The following is a 17000-nucleotide window of genomic DNA, read 5'->3' as shown; positions in this document are numbered from 1 at the left end:
GCTGGCTTGCGGCGGAGAGTAGGGGGCTGCTTGAGTGTAATGCCTGGTGTTAACGTAATGCCTGGCGCTAACGTAATGAAAGGGCCCCCGCACCGGTATCATCGCCCACGGCATCACGGTAAGCGTTTGCTTCTTGTGCTTCCGTTATGTCGTTAAACCGAACGACTAATACACACGAGGCCAGTACCAGAACGGTCACGCCCAGGTAAAATAGCCCTTGTTGATAGCTTAAGCTTTCACTGCGAAACAGAAAGGCTGCCGAGACGGCGCCGACATTTCCGCCTGCACCCACAATCCCGGCAACTGCGCCCAAGGCTTTTTTATTGATAAACGGCACGACACCGAACGTGGCGCCTTCGGCCATTTGTACGAAGAGGCTAAACACCAGCATGATGCCAATGGCCAAGCTTAGAATGTGCATTTGCGAAAAGGCGACCAGCGCAATACCTTCACAAAGCAGCGCAATAAATAGCCAGCGCACGCGTCCTTTTAACCCGCCCTGTTTGGCGAATAGGTCCGAGAAAACACCACCCAGTGTGCGGGCAAAAATATTCATCAACCCAAAAAGCCCTGCAATCATGCCAGCCATTGCCAGCGTTAAGTCGAATTTGTCGAAGAAGTAGATAGCCGCAATATTGTTGATCGTAAGTTCAACACCAAAACAGAGCCCATAAACTACAAACAGTGCCCAAACGCGGATGTCTTTCGCCGCTGCTAAAAAGCATTGAGTGGCGCTGTTCTCGCCCGTTGCCTCGGGCAATTCACCCCGTGCGCGCAGGTCACTAAAGTTGCCGTCAGGCGCATCCTGCGTGAGGAACCAGTAACCGAGCCCGGTGATAAACATCACAATGCCGGGCACGACCATGGCAAGACGCCAGCCTAGCGCTTCGTTAACGCCCAGCATTAGCATGCCTGCAAAGATAAGCGGCATGAGAATTTGCGTGGTACCGCCTCCCAGATTACCCCAGCCCGCACTCGTTGCATTGGCGGTACCCACGACATTGGGCGCAAACATCATGGTGGTGTGGTACTGCGTAATCACGAATGAGGCACCGATAGCGCCAATGGCTAAGCGGGCTAGCAGGAACGTCTCAAAACTATTGGCAAAGCCGATGCCCATGACCGGTAGGGAGCCTAAAATGAGCAGGCCCGTGTAGGTTTTGCGCGGTCCTAATCGGTCACACAGCAATCCGATCAGGAGCCGTACGATAACGGTAATCGCGACAGACGCGATGATCGTGTTGCCAATTTGTGTCTGTGTCAGGGAAAGGTTATCGCGCACCACCGCCATGAGTGGCGCGATGCCGAACCAGCCAAAGAAACAGATATGAAAAGCAAACCACGACAAGTGGAAGGCACGCATCTGAGGCGTGGAGAACGTCAGCAGTCGAATACGATTGGCTTTATTGCGTATGTCCATGAGATGGCCTCGGGGATCTTGAACCAGTTGAGCATCACGCAACGCTAAATCGCTTTGCTGCGTTACGTGTTCACGAGAACATGCCTTCGTCATTGAAGGTCAGGCTCGACGCACTCGTACCCGGTTGGGCCTGGTCTACGCCTACCATCACAAGAGATAGTTAAGCAATTAATTCGCCATCGGGGGTTTTTGTAAGCCTTATCAGTTGGTTACTTTTTATAGGCCGGAGATTTACAGAAAGAGGAACAGCCCCACGCGCTGTTGATGGGCATGCCGTAGGCGGCATGCATCACAATAGTGCTGTTTAGTCGTGCAGGTAAACGGCGTCGATATCCAGCGTTGAGTGATTGCCGATTGCCTCGAAGTGCTCATCCAGCCAGCGCTGCGCGGCGTCTCGGCCTTGTTCAAAAAGGTGTGAAAGAAACGACCATTCCGAATTCATCTTGCTGGAAACAGAAAGATTTTCCAGCGCTTGCTCGCCGCTAATACGATGAAAGAGTGCCTGCTGGTAACAGTTATTGATCCCTTGCTCTTCCAGGGCGTGTTGCAGTAGCGCAATCATGCGTATCTCTTTAATCAGCGCGGCGTTAAAGGTAATTTCGTTAAGTCTGTTCAGAATGGATGACGCACAGGTCGGTACTGAGTCGCGGCTGATAGGGTTAATTTGTATCAGCAGGATATCGCGTGAACTGCACTCCTCCATTAAGGGAAACAGTGCAGGATTGCCCATGTAGCCACCATCCCAGTAGGCCTCGCCATCAATTTCAACGGCCTGGAACATCAAGGGTAAACAGGCAGAGGCCATCACAGCATCAAGGCTCATCTCTTCACGACGAAAGACACGCTGTTTGCCCGTGCGCACATTGGTGGCCGCCACAAACAGCTTAAGCTGCTCGCATTGGCGCACCCGCTCGAAATCAATGTGTGCATCAACGATGTCACGCAGTGGGTTAACGTTCAACGGGTTGAATTGATAGGGCGAGATCAGGCGCGTCATAAGGTCCATCGCGATATAGCCTGGCGAATGATCAAGGCTCCAGTTGCCGGTCCAGACATCCATCGGCGAACGGCGTACCGGGCTTGCCATACCCGCGCGGCTGACGGCCTGCCAAAAGTCCGTAAGTGCTTGCCTGGCTAACGGCTTGCCGCCCCTGGTAAGGGCATCGGCCATCACCACGCCATTCATGGCGCCGGCACTGGTGCCGCTAATACCTTCTATTTCGATGCGCTCATCTTCAAGCAGGCGGTCAATGACGCCCCATGAATAAGCGCCGTGTGCCCCACCACCTTGCAATGCGAGATCCAGCTTCTTGACTTGAGTCATAAGGCCTCATGCGTTAGTTAGCTTATTCATGCTGCACTGCTTCTCAGCATGACATAAGAACCAACACATGCCACCACCAACGCGTATGAGACGAATTTAACGCTGCGCTAAATGGGGGGAGCCTGGCGTTTGGCAGCGTAAGAAATCTGAGCTGGCGAGCCACTCTTCATCGGGGTAATAGGCAAACACATACTGATCTTCTCTTAAGCTATCAATCAGCGGGTAAGTGATATCCTCGCGTACAGCGGGACAGCCATGGCTGCGGCCGAGACGACCTGTTTGCGCGATAAAGTCGTCGCTAACGTAGTCGGCTCCATGAATCACAATGGCACGTTCGTAGGCGAGGTCGTTGACCTCGGGTTCCAGCCCGTTAAGCCTAAGGGAGTAGCCGTTGCGTCCGTAATAGCTATTCATGGTACGAAACAAGCCAAGACTTGATTGATAACTTTCAGGAATATTCGAGAAGGTTTCGGCTTGCGCATCACCAGAACCCTGACCATGGGAGACCAATTCCTCAAACAGTAGCGTGTGCTGGCGCAGATCAAAGACCCACATGCGCCGCTCGGTGGAAGGCAGTGAATAGTCGATAACTGCCAGCCGCTCGACATTGGGATCCGCACAGCTAAGCGCTTGGGCGGCAAGGCGCAGCGCTTCTGGGGTAGCCGAAGGCGCTAATTGAAGCAACTGATGATTAAGTGATAACACACCGGGAGGAGGCGTTGAGGCGACATCAGAAAAGAAACTGCTCGCGTATAAAGGGAGGCTAATGAACGCGAAAGGTAAACAGCATGACAACGATAGTGGGCGCAAACGGGTTACCATACAGAGCAATCCTGCTGACAAGAGCGACGACGAAAAACAGTAAACGGCTATGATGAAAGTAAGCATGCCGCGAATGGGAATTCATAGTAACGCAAGGAGAGGGTGATGAACGAGATGCAGTCACTAAGACAATGGGCGATAGGGGCCGCTCTAGGTCTAGCACTGTCCCATATCCCCTTCGGTGTAACACCGGCGTATGCGGCCTCTGAGCCGCTTAAACAGGCACTTATACAGCGCTTGGCGGCTGAAGATCAGGCGTCGCTGCCGATCCGTGAATTTTATCAATTGCGTAATGAGCAGCTAGCTTGGCGCGAGGCTTCATCGGTTGAGGCGTTAGCCAATGCGCTTAACCTGCTTGAAAGTGATGGTTTGACCCCTAGTGACTACCGTGCCGATAGATTGTTGAGCGCTTTCCAGAGTAGCCAGAACGCTGGAGAGTCCGCTCAGGCCGCGTTTGATATTCAGGCAACGTCGTCGCTGTTGTTGGCGCTCGATCACTTGGAGCGTGGCAAGGTCAACCCGCGTGACGTTGAGCCGAATTGGGATGCCCCACGCCCTGAGCGTCGCTACTCGCTGGCTCGCGTTGCTCAGGCCGTTGATGACCAGGCGTTGGAGCGCGCCTTTGAACTGGCTCGCCCGGCCTCAAGTGAGTATCAGCAGTTGCGAGAGGCGCTCAGTCGCTATCGTCAGATGGCCACGCTAGGCAGCACCCCGTATTTGCCGTCGCGCGAAGTCTCGCTGCGTCCGGGTGATAGGGATGATGACGTTATCCTGCTGCGCCAACGTTTGGCGATGTGGGGAGAAGATGGCCTGGTCTCGGCAGACAGCAGCGCCTATCCCATGATTGGCGTTCAGGCGCCAGGCGATAGACGCACCTTTGATACTGAACTCGAAATGGCCGTAAAACGCTTTCAGAGGCGCCATCAATTAACCGCCGATGGCGTCGTCGGCGATCGTACTCGTCTGGCGCTTAATGCACCTGCCGCCTCACGTGTTGATCAGTTGCGGGTTAATCTGGAGCGTGCTCGCTGGATAAGCCCCCAGCAGTCTAGCGAGCCGCGGGCCTGGGTGGATATCGCAGGCTACCAGTTGCACTATATTCGGCCAAACGGCCAGCAGTGGAATGCTCGGGTGGTCGTTGGGTCGCCGCGCCGTGAAACGCCTATTATTCACTCATCCATCAGCCACCTAACGATCAATCCCAGCTGGACGATTCCGCCTACTATCCTGCGTGAAGATGTTCTGCCCCGTATACGTCAGAACACCGACTATTTAGCCCAGCATAATATGCAGGTGATCAATATGTCCGGTGCGCAGCTAGACCCCGCCGAGGTTGATTGGCAACGCCCAGGGGGCGTTATGTTGCGCCAGGTAGCGGGTAACAGTAACCCTTTGGGTCGAGTGGTGGTGCGTTTTCCCAATAATGACATGATCTATTTGCACGACACGCCAGCACAGGGGCTTTTCCAGCGTGATCAGCGGGCATTGAGTTCTGGCTGTGTACGCGTGGAAGGGGTGCGCGAATTTGCCCAAATGCTTTTGCAAGACAGTGGCAGTCGTTATCAGCTCAGCACGCTATTAAATAGCGGTGGCAGCGACCGTAATGTGAACTTGCCTCAGCGCATTCCTGTCGCGCTACATTACTTGACCGCATGGCCCAATGCCCAAGGGGAAGTGGAGTTTCGCACGGATATCTACCGGCGCGATGCGTCACTATTGGCAGCGCTCCAGCGTTCTGTATGAACGTAGAGGGCAGGCCAGCGTGTAGATAGCGCAAGGTGCGTGGCTACCGTTCAGGGTATAAAAACGACAATGCCGCCCCCTGGGGGCGGCATTGTTATAGGGTGTTACAGCTTGGATCACAAAAACCTGGATTACTCAGTATCGCTCTCTGACTGGTAGCCCGCCACGCTAATCGTGCCGGTTTCGCCACTTTCAAGTGCAGCAAGCATCGGTTCGGCCTGGCGTTGGAAGGCAATCAGTGTGTCGCCGTTTAAGCCCATGTTTTCAGGCAGGTCTATCGTCATTGCATTAACGGGTGAGTTATTAACGATGACCTCGTAATGCAGGTGAGGGCCCGTACTGCGGCCAGTGTTACCCGAAAGCGCGATGCGCTCGCCCATGGCGACGCGCTGGCCCTGGCTTACCAACTGCCGGGACAAGTGCAGATAGCGCGTACGATAACCATTGTCATGGCGGATAATAATATAGCGGCCTGCGGCTGGGTGGTTGGCAATTTTCTCAACACGGCCATTGGCGGGGGCAGTCACCGGTGTGCCAATAGGCATCGCAAAATCAGTGCCATTGTGCGGGCTAATCCGGCCTGTTACCGGATGTTTGCGGCGCGGGTTGAAGTTGGAGCTAAGGCGATAACTGCCGTCAAAGGGGTAGCGGGCGAAAGAGGGGTCCAGACTATTGCCTTCGGGGGTATAGAAGTTATTATCGGTGGCATTACGTACGACAGTGAGGTCCATGCGCTCTCCGGCATACTTTACTGCTAGTACGCGGGAGCCCAGCGTTTCTCCATCAATCATGTCGGACTCAACCAGCACCTGGAATTGGTCGCCACGGCGACTGTCCCGGCGGAAATCAAGTTTCTTCTCTAGCAAGTGAGTAAGCTCGGTAACCGAGCTACTGCTCAAACCTGTTGCTTGAGCTGAGCGGGCGAAACTACCGCTAACACTACCCGCAAAAAGGCGTTGAACCGGCTCACCCTGTCGCTCAATAGACGTAATGGCGAAATTGTCAGTGTCGCTTTCTATTAATACCCCGTCGCGCATGTTTTTCATCATGCGAAGCGCGAGCAGGCGGCCGTCCTCGTCTAGCTGGTAGTCGAAGCTGTGGCCTGCACGCCAGTTTGTCAGCATTCGAGATTCTGGCATGTCATCCAGCAGTGCCAGTACTTCGCTATAGCCTAGTCCCAGCTCATCTTGTGCCAGAACGGCAAAGGTTTCACCTGGCTCAACAAGGTGGGTTTTCCATTCGGGGACATAGGGCTCTTCAGCAGCCAGTTCCAGCTCAAGAAAAGAGACGTCATCGAACAGATCAATGCCGTAATCTTCATAAGAAGTAGCATCTGCGATTTCGACAGAGGACGACGGATCGATATCGAGCATGCCGCTTGAAAGTGTGCCTACGACAACCGCCATATGCAGCGCGCCGTTATCGATTGCACTGTGGGTGAGTAATGCACTGGGGGGCTGGTGTTCTGCTACCGCCGCATCCGCACTGGAGATAAGATCAAGATCAACGATTTCTGTTGCCGCTAAATCGCTAAGGGGGATATGTTCGCGGGTGGCATCAATGGCCCTTGAGGCGCGATTGATGGCATCAGCAACCGGCGTTCGTTCCTGACCAAGGGAAGGAAGACCTGGCGCTGAATCGCTGGGAAGCGGTACTAACACGCTTTCAAGCGGTGTATGGGGTTGGTTTAAATCGTGATACGTTGTAATTAATTTTTGTGCGCCCAGCACAGTGACCATTGTAGCCACAGGTAACAGTAACAACTTATGCGTGCGGGGCAGCGAATGAAGGATTCGCAACATGGGTAAATAGACCGCCGAGTTCGTGATCGAAAACGAATATGAAAGTAAACAAACCCCGGAACCATACCCCATGGAGCAAAAGGTGCATAGACTGTATATCTGTACATAAAAGATACTTTTGCTATATGAGCATAAGTAAATGGCAGATATTACTGTTTGTGAACACTGTTTGCTAACAAAGGTAAATAAAAGCTTGAATAAAGCAAGTCGGCTAGCTCTGCGCATCGCATGCTTCAGACCTGAAAAACATGAGAATTATTAACCTAACCATAGACAGGTAGGGAGTAGTGTAAAGGATTTATAGAGGCTGGGAGGGTCGAGTAAGTAAGATCTAATAGGAGTTGTTGTTATTATTGTTTAAAAACAAGTGCTTAAATTTTTATTAATGTTAGTTAAGAGTTTTTGAGTTAGGCGAGGATAATACCGTTAGCCATGGATGCTGTCTGTCAGACTTAAGCCGGGGTTGATCTTGATGTTTTTTTTTGTAACAAAAGGTTAATTGCAGATTTTTTGAGTGTTTTTAACGTGGTTAGGCAACAGCTGACAGGCTGATGGATTCGCATAGCTGCGCTTGGCGTTGCTGGTCCGAGGAGGCTGTATTGTGCCGGATGGCGCAAATAAGCGCTGAATAAGCGGTACTTTTTATTGATTACTGGCATTCTAGTGAGATTTTTTCGAAGATTAAGCGGATTGTATCGCTGTATAGCATCGAGGAAATCGAAATGTCCCGGGTAACACTTGCGCAATGGCAAATGCTGGCAGCCGTGGTAGACCATGGAGGATTTGCGCGTGCAGCGGAAGCGATCCATAAAAGCCCCTCTACGTTGAACCATGCCGTTCATAAGCTGGAAGAGCAGTTAGGTGTTCAGGTGCTTGAGCCGGTTGGGCGTCAGGTTCGCTTGACGGAAGCCGGTGAATTACTGCTGCGTCGCGCACGTCAATTGGTAGAAAGCGCAGCCTCTTTAGAAGATGTGGCGTCAAGGCTGGCGGCAGGCTTGGAAGCTGAAATTATCGTGGCAATCGAGCAGATATTCCCTGCGGCGGTCCAGGCGAAGGCGCTAGAGCGCTTCTCGGAAGAGTACCCACAAGTACGCGTGCAGCTACATGAGAGCGTGCTCCACGGTGGAATTGAAATGCTCTATGACGGCCGTGCAGACCTCGTGGTTTCGGGTATATCGGCGCAGGGTTTTTTAGGCGAGCCTCTGGTGCTCGTTCGCTTTATTGCGGTTGCCCATCCGGATCATGCCCTACACCAGTTGGGGCGATCACTGGACCTCCGCGATCTGGCGCAGCATCGCCAGTTGGTGGTTCGTGACTCAGCCTTGCGTCAGCCTTTGGATGCAGGGTGGTTAAAGGCCGAGCAGCGTTGGACGGTAGGTCATTTGAACACCTCTCTGGATATGTTAAAGCGTGGCCTGGGGTTCGCTTGGATGCCTGAATCCCATATTACAGAAGAGCTAGCGCGTGGCGAGTTAAAGCCGCTACCGCTTCCGGCGGGTGGTATACGTGAAGTACCTGTTCAGATGATTTTTCGGGATCGTGATCGTGCGGGGCCTGCCGCTCATGCCATGGCTACTGCGTTAAAGCAGGCGGTCAACGAACTCTATTCTCATGGTTCGATTATCTCGAATGAAACACCGTAAAACATCCGCTTGAGCATCTGTGCACCGGGGGTATGCTGAAGGTAGCGTCGTCAGATACTTATTACCCCCTTTAGGAGATGCCTTATGGGCTTGCTTGTTAATGGTGAATGGCACGACCAGTGGTACGACACGAAAAAGAGCGGCGGTGAATTTGTGCGTGAGTCTGCTCAGCTGCGTGATTGGGTCGGCGATCAACCGGAAACTGACGGGGCCTGCTATCCCGCTGAAAAGGACCGCTACCATCTATACGTTTCGTTAGCCTGCCCTTGGGCGCACCGCATCCTCATAATGCGTAAGCTAAAAGGGCTGGAGTCGTTGATAGGCGAGTCACATGTGAGCCCTTTGATGTTAAATAAGGGGTGGACCTATGAGCAGAATGAAGGCTCAAGCGGTGACGCCGTTAACGGCGTTGATTACCACTATCAGCTATACACCATGACCAATCCCACCTATACCGGTCGGGTAACGGTCCCGGTGCTCTGGGATAAAAAGCGAAGTGCCATCGTTAATAATGAGTCGGCCGACTTGTTACGTATATTGAATGTCGCGTTTGATGATCTTACTGGCAACCACTTGGATTTTTATCCGGAGGATTTGCGCGAACAGATCGATCAAGTGAATGCCGATGTCTATGACCATATTAACAATGGCGTCTACAAGACCGGTTTTGCCACCGAGCAGGCTGTGTATGAAAAGCATGTTCACGCGCTATTTGAAGCACTAGAGCGTGTGGAAAAACGCTTGGGTAACCAGCGTTACTTGGCGGGGGAGTGGCTAACAGAAGCGGATATCCGCCTGTTTACGACGCTGATTCGTTTTGATGCCGTGTATTACGGCCACTTCAAATGCAATTTTAAGCGTATTGAAGACTTTCCCAACTTGTCCAACTATGTGCGTGAGATCTACCAGTGGCCGGGGGTGGCTGAAACGGTTGATATGGATCATATAAAACGTCACTACTACTATAGCCACGATACGATTAACCCAACACGCATTGTACCCGCTGGGCCGCTGCTTGATTTTGAACGCCCCCATGATCGAGAGCGCTTGCCGGGACGTGGGGTACGTTCTAAGCAGAGCGCTTAGGCAGCTTGTTCAGCACAGCCGCCGTTGCAAACCAGAAGACCGCCGAAAAGGCGGTCTTCTGTTATTACGTTAGCTTGATGATTAGCGGTGTTAATCGTGATCTGATATGGCTTCACGTGTTGATTGCCAAGCGCTTTGTGCGCCATCGCGTGTAGTTTCCCAAGCATCGCGCGCATTTACTTTGGTTTGTTCCCACCAGTCATGGTTGTAGGCAGGAAATTCTTCAACTTCTTCGGGGGTTGCATCAAGAATAATGCGGTGCTCGGTATCCCCGTCGCTCTCAGTGTGAGTTTCAAGCGAGAAGTAATCAGTGCCTACAACGATCTCACGACCACCAAGGCCTAATACGGCGCCACTCTCAATGACCAGCGCATTAATACGCATCTCTTCATCGAACAGAATATTATCGACTTCACCGATCTCATCGCCGGATCCATTGTTGAAGTAGACGTCAGCGTCAAGAATATCTTTAGCGGAGTACATGCCTTGGGGCTCTTCTGACGCTTGCACTCCGAAGGCCAGGCTGCCTAGCAGGGCGGTACCGATAGCGGTGGTTAACATTGTCTTACGCATAGCTTCTCTCCATGTGGCTAAAGTACAGAATGGTCAACAATTGGCTGCCCATTCATTGCTCGTCACCAATAACTTGCAACGTTTGACTAAAATAGAAGCGAGTAGGCTTATGACGCTGACGGGTTATAGCGTGTTGGCCCAATCATCAGCACGTCTTTCAGCTTCTTCACGCGTCAGACCATATTTTTTCTGAAGCTTGCCCACTAGCTGATCTTTCCTGCCACCAATCTGATCAAGCTCATCATCGGTAAAGTCGCCCCAGCTAGTGCGTGCTTTACCTTTCATTTCCGTCCACTTGCCTTCAATTTGATCCCAGTTCATACATCACTCCTTGAATTGCTGAACGTGTTGAGGCATCTAATTAAGTTAGACGATGTTTACACAAGTGCAAGTGAAGGTGTTTGTTTTGGGTGAAGTAAAAGAAGGTGAAGTAAAAAGGCTGGTCATTCATTATTTGAGGTGTTAGGATGCGCGCTCCTCGCATGTGTTGACCCCTCCATCACGACGATAAGCGATGTCTACGTAGTTTTTATATTTGATGCGTAGCAAGGCTTGCTGGAACATCTCTATAATTGCAGATGTTCATTGCTGTGAAGATGGCGCGCCTCCAGCATTTCACCAAACGGGTGAAATCGGCGCAGAAGGTCGCCACAGCGGTTGGCCCTTTATATAGATTTGAAAATATATAGGTTTGCCAGCCGTATGCCAGGTGCGACCGGCGTCTCCGACTCCACTGATGACATTATCCGCTTATTGACGGAACCTGTTTTTCGATGCTGCCTTTTAGCGCGCGTCGATGTCAGAGTCAGAGACGCTTACGATGCTCTTTTGCCGGTACTGCCGGCCTACCAAGGTGTGATTAATGACCTCGACTTCTGTCGCCTCGCCGAGCTTCGGCGATCTGGCTCTATTGCCTGCCGTTCTGTCTGCTGTTGAAGCACAGGGCTATGTAACCCCTTCACCTATCCAGGCGCAAACTATTCCTGCGTTGCTGGAAGGTCGCGATATGCTGGGCCAAGCACAAACGGGTACCGGTAAAACCGCAGCATTTGCTTTACCGTTATTGTCACGACTGGAACTTCAACGTCGTGTACCCCAAGTATTAGTCATGGCCCCAACCCGCGAGCTTGCTCAGCAGGTGGCAGCCTCATTTAGTAAGTATGGTCAAAACCTGCAGGGCCTTGAAGTGGCAATCCTGTGTGGTGGCCAAGAGTACCGTGAGCAGTTAGGCGCGCTGAAGCGCGGTGCCCAGGTTATCGTTGGCACCCCCGGCCGTATTATTGATCACCTGGATCGCGGCAGCTTGAAGTTGGACGGCCTGTCAGCACTCGTGTTAGACGAAGCTGATGAAATGCTGCGCATGGGCTTTATCGACGACGTTAAACGCGTGGTCGCCGATACCCCGAAAGATGCACAGCGTGTGTTTTTCTCGGCCACACTGCCGACTGAAATTGAGCGCATTGTTAACCGCTACCTGGTTGACCCGGTAAAAGTGGCGATTGAGTCGCGCACGACCACTGGCGAAAACATTGAGCAGCGCATTGTACGCGTAGACGGCGGTGCCAAGCTTGAAGCGCTGGCACGTATTCTTGAAGTCGAGCCGGTCGATGCCGCTATTGTCTTCGTACGTACTCGCGCCGCTTGTACTACCCTGGTTGAGCAACTGACGGCTCGTGGCGTCAACGCCGCTGGCCTGTCCGGTGACCTGGACCAAAGCCTGCGCGAGCGTACGATTACTCGCCTGAAGCGTAGCAAGGTCGACGTACTGATTGCGACTGACGTTGCTGCCCGTGGTCTTGACGTGCCGCGCATTACGCACGTTATCAACTACGATCTTCCGCAAGATGCAGAAGCGTATACGCACCGTATCGGCCGTACTGGTCGTGCTGGTCGTAGCGGCATCGCGATTACCTTTGCCGGTTTCCGTGAAGGTCGTAAAGTAGGCTGGATGGAGCAGGCAACCGGTCAGAAAATGACCGAAATGCCGCTGCCTGACGAAGCTGCTATTCGCGCTCACCGTGACGAAGTTTTCCACCACCGTGTGGTGGCAGCGCTTACCAAAGGCGCAGAAGAGCAGCAGGCACTGGTAGAGCGCCTGGTAGAAGAAGGTCACGACGCTATTCAGCTGGCCTGCGCCTTTGCTGCCATGGCACGTGCTGATGAAGCGCCGATTGGCCGCTTGCAAGCGCCGCGTAAAGAGCGTGCACCGCGTGAAGGTGGCAGCGCCAAGCCAGGTGCTCGCCGTGAGCGTGGCGAACGTGGTGAGCGTCCTCGCGCACCTAGCGAAGGCATGACCCGCTATCGCGTATCTGTTGGCCATAAAGACGGCGTTAAGCCAGGCCAACTGGTTGGCGCACTGGCGAATGAAGGCGGCATTGAAGGTGCACGTATCGGCCGTATCGATATCCGTAACGCCTTTTCCGTGGTTGAGCTACCCAGTGGTCTGCCTTCCACTATCCTGACCAAGATGGCCCGTGCTCGCGTAGCCGGTCGTCCGTTGGAAATCAGTGAAGACAGCGCGCCTGAGCGTGCGCCGCGCCGTCGTCGTGATGATGGTGATGCGCCGATCCGTCGCCGCGAAGCGTAATCGCTTAAGCATGCGATAGCGGTATTAACCGCGCCTAAAATGCCCTCGTACCGGTTTCCGGTGCGGGGGCATTTTTTTGCTACGCTAAAAGATGACACGCCAAAAAAGCGACAGGGAGTCGACAGTGAAAGCAGCCTTGCATGAATGGAACCTGGCGCCTAAAGAGGCTATTGCGCTTCAGAAAAAGCTTGCTACACGGTTAGAGTCTGATGACCGTATTGCTCCGGTAACGCACATCGCCGGGATGGATATTGGCTTTGAAGACAACGGAGATACGACGCGGGCAGCCGTGGTGGTGCTCAAGTGGGACCCACAAACAGCACCTGACTTAATGCTTGTTGAGCAAGTTGTTCATCGTGAGCCGACGCGAATGCCGTATATCCCAGGGCTGCTCTCTTTTCGCGAAATACCTGCGGCACTGGGCGCCTTTGAACGGCTCAATATACTGCCCGAATTAATCATGGTGGATGGCCAAGGGATCGCCCACCCCAGAAGGCTCGGGATCGCTGCGCACTTAGGGCTATGGCTAGACCTGCCCACCATCGGCGTTGCCAAGTCACGCCTTTACGGCAAGCACGATGAGGTAGGCGAGACACGTGGGGACTGGGTGCCGCTGCGAGCCGGTAGCGAGACGATTGGTGCCGTACTGCGCTCGCGTGACAAGGTGAAGCCGGTATTTGTCTCGCCTGGCCACCGAATTAGTCTTGAAACATCGCTTGATTGGGTAATGCGTTGCCTGGGACGTACCAAGCTGCCAGAGCCTACCCGCTTGGCCGACAGGTTGGCTTCAAGGCGCGACCAACATGTCAAAAAGCCCCAGAATTCGCTGTTTTAAAATGCCTGGCTCACGTGACCACGTGATGAGCGTTTTATAAAAGCGTGATAAAGCGCTTGAGTAAGCTTGTAGCCTCCTGCGTTTCAACCACCTGAGCGGCAATTGCCTCTGCGTCTTGTTGCTGGTCAAGCAGCACTTCGCGCTGATGCGCTATATAAGCGCGCATGACAGGTATGGTGAATTCAGGATGAAACTGCACGCTCCACTGGCGCGGCCCGTAACGCAGTGCCTGGTGCGCATCGTGGGAATTACAGGCCAATACCTGGGTATTGGAAGGCGGCGTTAACACAGACTGCGCATGGGTCAGGTGGGCCATGAAGTGTGCAGGTAGCTGGCTAAACAGGGGGTCTTGAAGGCCCGCATCCGTCAGCGTAACGCTATGCGTACCCAGCTCACGCCCCTTGGGGTGGAAGTCGCTTACGCCTCCAAAAGCCGCTGTCATTAACTGATGGCCGTAGCAAACTCCTAACATGGGAATGTCCGCTTGAAGCGCCTCCTGTAGCCAGGGTTTTAAGCGTTCGCTCCAGGGCTCTTTGTGGCTCACCATGCTGTGCGAGCCAGTAATGAGAATGCCTGCCAGCGCTTTTAGCGGTAGCGGCGCAGACTCCTTTCGGGCGTCCCATACGCGAAGTGTTAAATGCTCAGGCAGCGTATCGTTTAGCTGTTGCTCAAAGAGGGTTTCAAAATCACCGTGCTGTTCGACAACATCAGAAAATGCATCGCCGGTTTTAATAATGACGACAGAGGCCATATTGATTCCTGTGAAAAAAGGCAGCCTGGTACGCAAACTGCTGATGCGAGCACCAAGGGGATAAAGCATGTCATTATGCGATAGGGCGAATAGGATGCAACCGCCATTCAGTGTGTAACGCCAATAATGAGCGATCCTGTTCATTAGGCTTTAATAAGGAGATGACAATGCAACACGTGACGCGTGCCGGTGAACCGATGGATGTGGCCGGGGTAATACCTTCCGTCGGTCAAGCCGCGCCAGAGATGGTATTAACCGATGGCAATCTTCAAGACGTAACGCTGGACACCTACGCAGGCAAGCGGAAAGTCCTCAATATTATTCCCAGCGTCGACACGCCGACCTGTGCCATGTCGACACGGCGTTTTAATGAGCTTGCCTCTAATTTGGACGATACCGTGGTGTTGGCGGTGTCGGCTGATCTGCCCTTTGCCGCTCAGCGATTTTGCGGTGCGGAAGGGTTGGATAACGTTAAAACGCTTTCCACCTTCCGCCATCCCGAGTTTTTAGAGGCCTGGGGTGTCGCGCTGCGTAATAACCCTATGGAGGGCTTATGTGCACGTGCTGTGGTGGTGCTGGATATCGATAATCGCGTACTGCATAGCGAGCTGGTCAGCGAAATTAAAAATGAACCGAACTACGATGCGGCACTGGCCGTACTTACGGCGTAGCTGACTGCTGACAACGTTTAGCGGCCTCCAGCAGCGCACTAATCAGGCGTTGCTGGGGTCGGTTAAATATCAGCCATTCGGGATGCCATTGAACCCCGATTAAAAAATCATGTTCGCGCGATTCGATGCCTTGCACCAGACCGTCACGGTCACGCGCGACAATCTCTATCCCTTGGCCCGCTTGGTTAACGGCCTGATGATGAAGGCTATTTACCCGGCACCAGGTGACGCCGAGTAATTGATACAGTTGGCTTGCACCCACAATATCGACCGTCTTACGGGGAAGTACCGTGCGTCGACGTTTTAAGCCTTCGTGGGTGGTGTAAATATCGGGGTCCAGCGTGCCGCCTAAATGTACGTTGATTAATTGGGCACCTCGGCAAATACCCAAAACGGGTGTGTTTAAGGGAATGAATCGTTCAAGTAAGGCAAGTTCCAGAGCGTCGCGTGCTGGGTCAAGGCGTACATCCAGCTGGAGCTCACCGCCGTAGAGGGTCGCCTGAATATCATCGCCACCGCCAATAATTAACCCATCCAGATAAGCTGGCAACGGGCGGGAAGGGGATAGCCGTAAGGGTTTTCCGCCATGCCGCCATACGGCAAACCAGTCAAACCACCAGGCAAGGTGGCTTTTATAATCCGAGGTGGTAATTCCAATAAGCGGCCGTTGCATTCAGATAAGTTCTCTTGAGTCGTCAAAATAGCCGTGCTGCTGACATGGAGCGCTGCCTTAACGGCGCATCCATGTTTTCAGTTTGTCTTTTAAGCGCATCATGAACGGTCGATTTTGCTTGGCTATATATTCATCACAGCGTGCTTGAAGAAGCCGAGTGTCCGCCGCGAGTTTTTCCACTTCAACCCAGCGATTCCATTCCACTACCGCCCCCCACTCTGGCTGAGAGAGCTGTGCATTGGGCAAGCGGTAATGAAACGTGGGGCGCGGCTTTATAAGTTTGGTATGCAGCAGCGCGTGAGGATGCTCTGGACACAGATACGCAAATAACGGCAGTAGATCAAACTCACGATTTCGCGTGGCGTTATAGTGCAGGTAATCGTTAATAAACGATGCAAGGTCTGGCTGGTAGCGACTATCCAGCACCTTTAAGGCGTACTCCTTGGGGAAAGGATTAGCATGGGGCAACACTTCACGGGTGATATTCACTTTGATCTCATCGCGAAGCCAATGGGCCAGCAAGAGATAAGCACGCAGCATCGCCAGCAGGTAGTCAACGTCCAGGCGCGCTACCTCCAAATTAAGGTGTAAACCAAAACCATACAGCAGGCTAGCATCAGTGCCTTTTGCACCCTGGTCGCGTAATGCTTGAAAAATAGTATCCAGCTCTTCAAGTTCATTCCACGGCACCGGCGGACAAATAAGCTCGGTGGGCACCAGGCCTGTTACCATGTCGCCAATAAATTCGCGGGTCTTTTGGTGAAATTCCAGACGGCGCTGGTGCCGATGCCGCTCCCATTCGCTATCCTGGTTGGCCTGCTCTTCAAGCAATGCCTGATCGGGGTGGGCATACTGGGTATCAAGCTCAATGCCAAATACACCCCAGCGGGTTCCCTCAACCAGTAGCCGGTGGGGGCTTACCACGTTAAGCTCACCTTTAAACAGATCGCGGACCACTAATGCAGTGTCGTGGGGTGGCAAGCCGGCAAATTCGATCTCAATGCCCACACGGCGTACCTTACCGTCGCTATTTAACCGGTTCGGGGGAGCTTGCAGCGTCATCTCGGCAT

General features: G+C 53.1%; 15 protein-coding genes. 6 read left to right on the top strand and 9 right to left on the bottom strand.

Annotated elements, in window-relative coordinates; genetic code table 11:
- Nucleotides 1–67: 67 nt before the first annotated feature.
- The 3 genes from ACT3RU_RS14535 to ACT3RU_RS14525 all read right to left on the bottom strand — a co-directional run bounded on the left by ACT3RU_RS14535 (nt 68) and on the right by ACT3RU_RS14525 (nt 3566).
- Nucleotides 68–1420 (bottom strand): MFS transporter, encoded by a 1353-nt coding sequence (locus ACT3RU_RS14535; RefSeq protein WP_483392769.1) that lies wholly within the window; start codon nt 1418–1420, stop codon nt 68–70.
- A 304-nt stretch (nt 1421–1724) separates the two neighbouring features.
- Nucleotides 1725–2744: a patatin-like phospholipase family protein gene (locus tag ACT3RU_RS14530; RefSeq protein ID WP_444628019.1), complete on the bottom strand. Its 1020-nt coding sequence runs from the start codon at nt 2742–2744 to the stop codon at nt 1725–1727.
- 96 nt (nt 2745–2840) lie between these two features.
- Nucleotides 2841–3566: a murein L,D-transpeptidase catalytic domain family protein gene (locus ACT3RU_RS14525; protein WP_483392768.1), complete on the bottom strand. Its 726-nt coding sequence runs from the start codon at nt 3564–3566 to the stop codon at nt 2841–2843.
- A gap of 105 nt (nt 3567–3671) precedes the next feature.
- Here ACT3RU_RS14525 and ACT3RU_RS14520 point away from each other — a divergent pair, with 105 nt between their 5' ends.
- Entirely contained in the window at nt 3672–5309 is a 1638-nt protein-coding gene (locus ACT3RU_RS14520) for a L,D-transpeptidase family protein (RefSeq protein WP_483392767.1), read from the top strand.
- Between the two features lie 131 nt (nt 5310–5440).
- On the opposite strand, the gene ACT3RU_RS14515 is transcribed toward ACT3RU_RS14520, so the two are convergent.
- Complete coding sequence (locus ACT3RU_RS14515) at nt 5441–7111, bottom strand: peptidoglycan DD-metalloendopeptidase family protein (RefSeq protein WP_483392766.1); 1671 nt, start codon at nt 7109–7111, stop codon at nt 5441–5443.
- Between the two features lie 722 nt (nt 7112–7833).
- On the opposite strand from ACT3RU_RS14515, the gene ACT3RU_RS14510 reads away from it, so the two are divergent.
- Both ACT3RU_RS14510 and ACT3RU_RS14505 read left to right on the top strand, forming a co-directional pair.
- Complete coding sequence (locus tag ACT3RU_RS14510) at nt 7834–8754, top strand: LysR family transcriptional regulator (protein ID WP_483392765.1); 921 nt, start codon at nt 7834–7836, stop codon at nt 8752–8754.
- An 84-nt stretch (nt 8755–8838) separates the two neighbouring features.
- Nucleotides 8839–9840, top strand: a complete 1002-nt coding sequence (locus ACT3RU_RS14505; RefSeq protein ID WP_483392764.1) for a glutathione S-transferase family protein — start codon at nt 8839–8841, stop codon at nt 9838–9840.
- Nucleotides 9841–9930: 90 nt separating this feature from the next.
- Here the strand turns inward: ACT3RU_RS14505 and ACT3RU_RS14500 are convergent, their stop codons facing one another.
- Entirely contained in the window at nt 9931–10413 is a 483-nt protein-coding gene (locus ACT3RU_RS14500; protein WP_087108333.1) for a PRC-barrel domain-containing protein, read from the bottom strand.
- A 123-nt stretch (nt 10414–10536) separates the two neighbouring features.
- The gene (locus ACT3RU_RS14495) at nt 10537–10734 is read right to left on the bottom strand and encodes a CsbD family protein (protein ID WP_483392763.1); all 198 of its coding nucleotides are present in this window, start codon (nt 10732–10734) and stop codon (nt 10537–10539) included.
- Nucleotides 10735–11275: 541 nt separating this feature from the next.
- Here ACT3RU_RS14495 and ACT3RU_RS14490 point away from each other — a divergent pair.
- Nucleotides 11276–13000, top strand: coding sequence for a DEAD/DEAH box helicase (locus tag ACT3RU_RS14490; RefSeq protein WP_087108337.1), 1725 nt, complete (start codon nt 11276–11278; stop codon nt 12998–13000).
- Between the two features lie 124 nt (nt 13001–13124).
- Nucleotides 13125–13835: a deoxyribonuclease V gene (gene nfi / locus ACT3RU_RS14485; protein WP_483392762.1), complete on the top strand. Its 711-nt coding sequence runs from the start codon at nt 13125–13127 to the stop codon at nt 13833–13835.
- A gap of 34 nt (nt 13836–13869) precedes the next feature.
- Here nfi and ACT3RU_RS14480 read toward each other — a convergent pair whose 3' ends face one another.
- Complete coding sequence (locus ACT3RU_RS14480) at nt 13870–14586, bottom strand: glutamine amidotransferase (protein WP_483392761.1); 717 nt, start codon at nt 14584–14586, stop codon at nt 13870–13872.
- A 167-nt stretch (nt 14587–14753) separates the two neighbouring features.
- On the opposite strand from ACT3RU_RS14480, the gene tpx reads away from it, so the two are divergent.
- Nucleotides 14754–15257, top strand: coding sequence for a thiol peroxidase (gene tpx, locus ACT3RU_RS14475; RefSeq protein WP_192526696.1), 504 nt, complete (start codon nt 14754–14756; stop codon nt 15255–15257).
- Here tpx and ACT3RU_RS14470 read toward each other — a convergent pair.
- Together ACT3RU_RS14470 and ACT3RU_RS14465 are read right to left on the bottom strand one after the other, a co-directional pair.
- Nucleotides 15247–15930, bottom strand: a complete 684-nt coding sequence (locus tag ACT3RU_RS14470; RefSeq protein ID WP_087108347.1) for a gamma-glutamyl-gamma-aminobutyrate hydrolase family protein — start codon at nt 15928–15930, stop codon at nt 15247–15249. The two genes, tpx and ACT3RU_RS14470, sit on opposite strands and share 11 nt — an antisense overlap.
- 57 nt (nt 15931–15987) lie before the next feature.
- Nucleotides 15988–16992: an amidoligase family protein gene (locus tag ACT3RU_RS14465; protein ID WP_483392760.1), complete on the bottom strand. Its 1005-nt coding sequence runs from the start codon at nt 16990–16992 to the stop codon at nt 15988–15990.
- Between the last annotated feature and the right edge of the window lie 8 nt (nt 16993–17000).

The sequence above is a fragment of the Halomonas sp. TP35 genome, assembly GCF_052375975.1.
Taxonomy (GTDB): Bacteria; Pseudomonadota; Gammaproteobacteria; order Pseudomonadales; family Halomonadaceae; genus Vreelandella; species Vreelandella citrativorans.
This window is presented reverse-complemented; position numbering and strand designations above follow the sequence as displayed.

Excerpts from the sequence above, each read along its gene's own strand:
- ACT3RU_RS14505 (WP_483392764.1), top strand. The coding sequence starts at position 8,839 with ATGGGCTTGCTTGTTAATGGTGAATGGCACGACCAGTGGTACGACACG.
- ACT3RU_RS14500 (WP_087108333.1), bottom strand. The coding sequence starts at position 10,413 with ATGCGTAAGACAATGTTAACCACCGCTATCGGTACCGCCCTGCTAGGC.
- ACT3RU_RS14530 (WP_444628019.1), bottom strand. The coding sequence starts at position 2,744 with ATGACTCAAGTCAAGAAGCTGGATCTCGCATTGCAAGGTGGTGGGGCA.
- ACT3RU_RS14510 (WP_483392765.1), top strand. The coding sequence starts at position 7,834 with ATGTCCCGGGTAACACTTGCGCAATGGCAAATGCTGGCAGCCGTGGTA.
- ACT3RU_RS14535 (WP_483392769.1), bottom strand. The coding sequence starts at position 1,420 with ATGGACATACGCAATAAAGCCAATCGTATTCGACTGCTGACGTTCTCC.
- ACT3RU_RS14520 (WP_483392767.1), top strand. The coding sequence starts at position 3,672 with ATGAACGAGATGCAGTCACTAAGACAATGGGCGATAGGGGCCGCTCTA.
- ACT3RU_RS14490 (WP_087108337.1), top strand. The coding sequence starts at position 11,276 with ATGACCTCGACTTCTGTCGCCTCGCCGAGCTTCGGCGATCTGGCTCTA.
- ACT3RU_RS14495 (WP_483392763.1), bottom strand. The coding sequence starts at position 10,734 with ATGAACTGGGATCAAATTGAAGGCAAGTGGACGGAAATGAAAGGTAAA.
- ACT3RU_RS14515 (WP_483392766.1), bottom strand. The coding sequence starts at position 7,111 with ATGTTGCGAATCCTTCATTCGCTGCCCCGCACGCATAAGTTGTTACTG.
- ACT3RU_RS14525 (WP_483392768.1), bottom strand. The coding sequence starts at position 3,566 with ATGGTAACCCGTTTGCGCCCACTATCGTTGTCATGCTGTTTACCTTTC.
- tpx (WP_192526696.1), top strand. The coding sequence starts at position 14,754 with ATGCAACACGTGACGCGTGCCGGTGAACCGATGGATGTGGCCGGGGTA.
- ACT3RU_RS14480 (WP_483392761.1), bottom strand. The coding sequence starts at position 14,586 with ATGGCCTCTGTCGTCATTATTAAAACCGGCGATGCATTTTCTGATGTT.
- ACT3RU_RS14470 (WP_087108347.1), bottom strand. The coding sequence starts at position 15,930 with ATGCAACGGCCGCTTATTGGAATTACCACCTCGGATTATAAAAGCCAC.
- ACT3RU_RS14465 (WP_483392760.1), bottom strand. The coding sequence starts at position 16,992 with ATGACGCTGCAAGCTCCCCCGAACCGGTTAAATAGCGACGGTAAGGTA.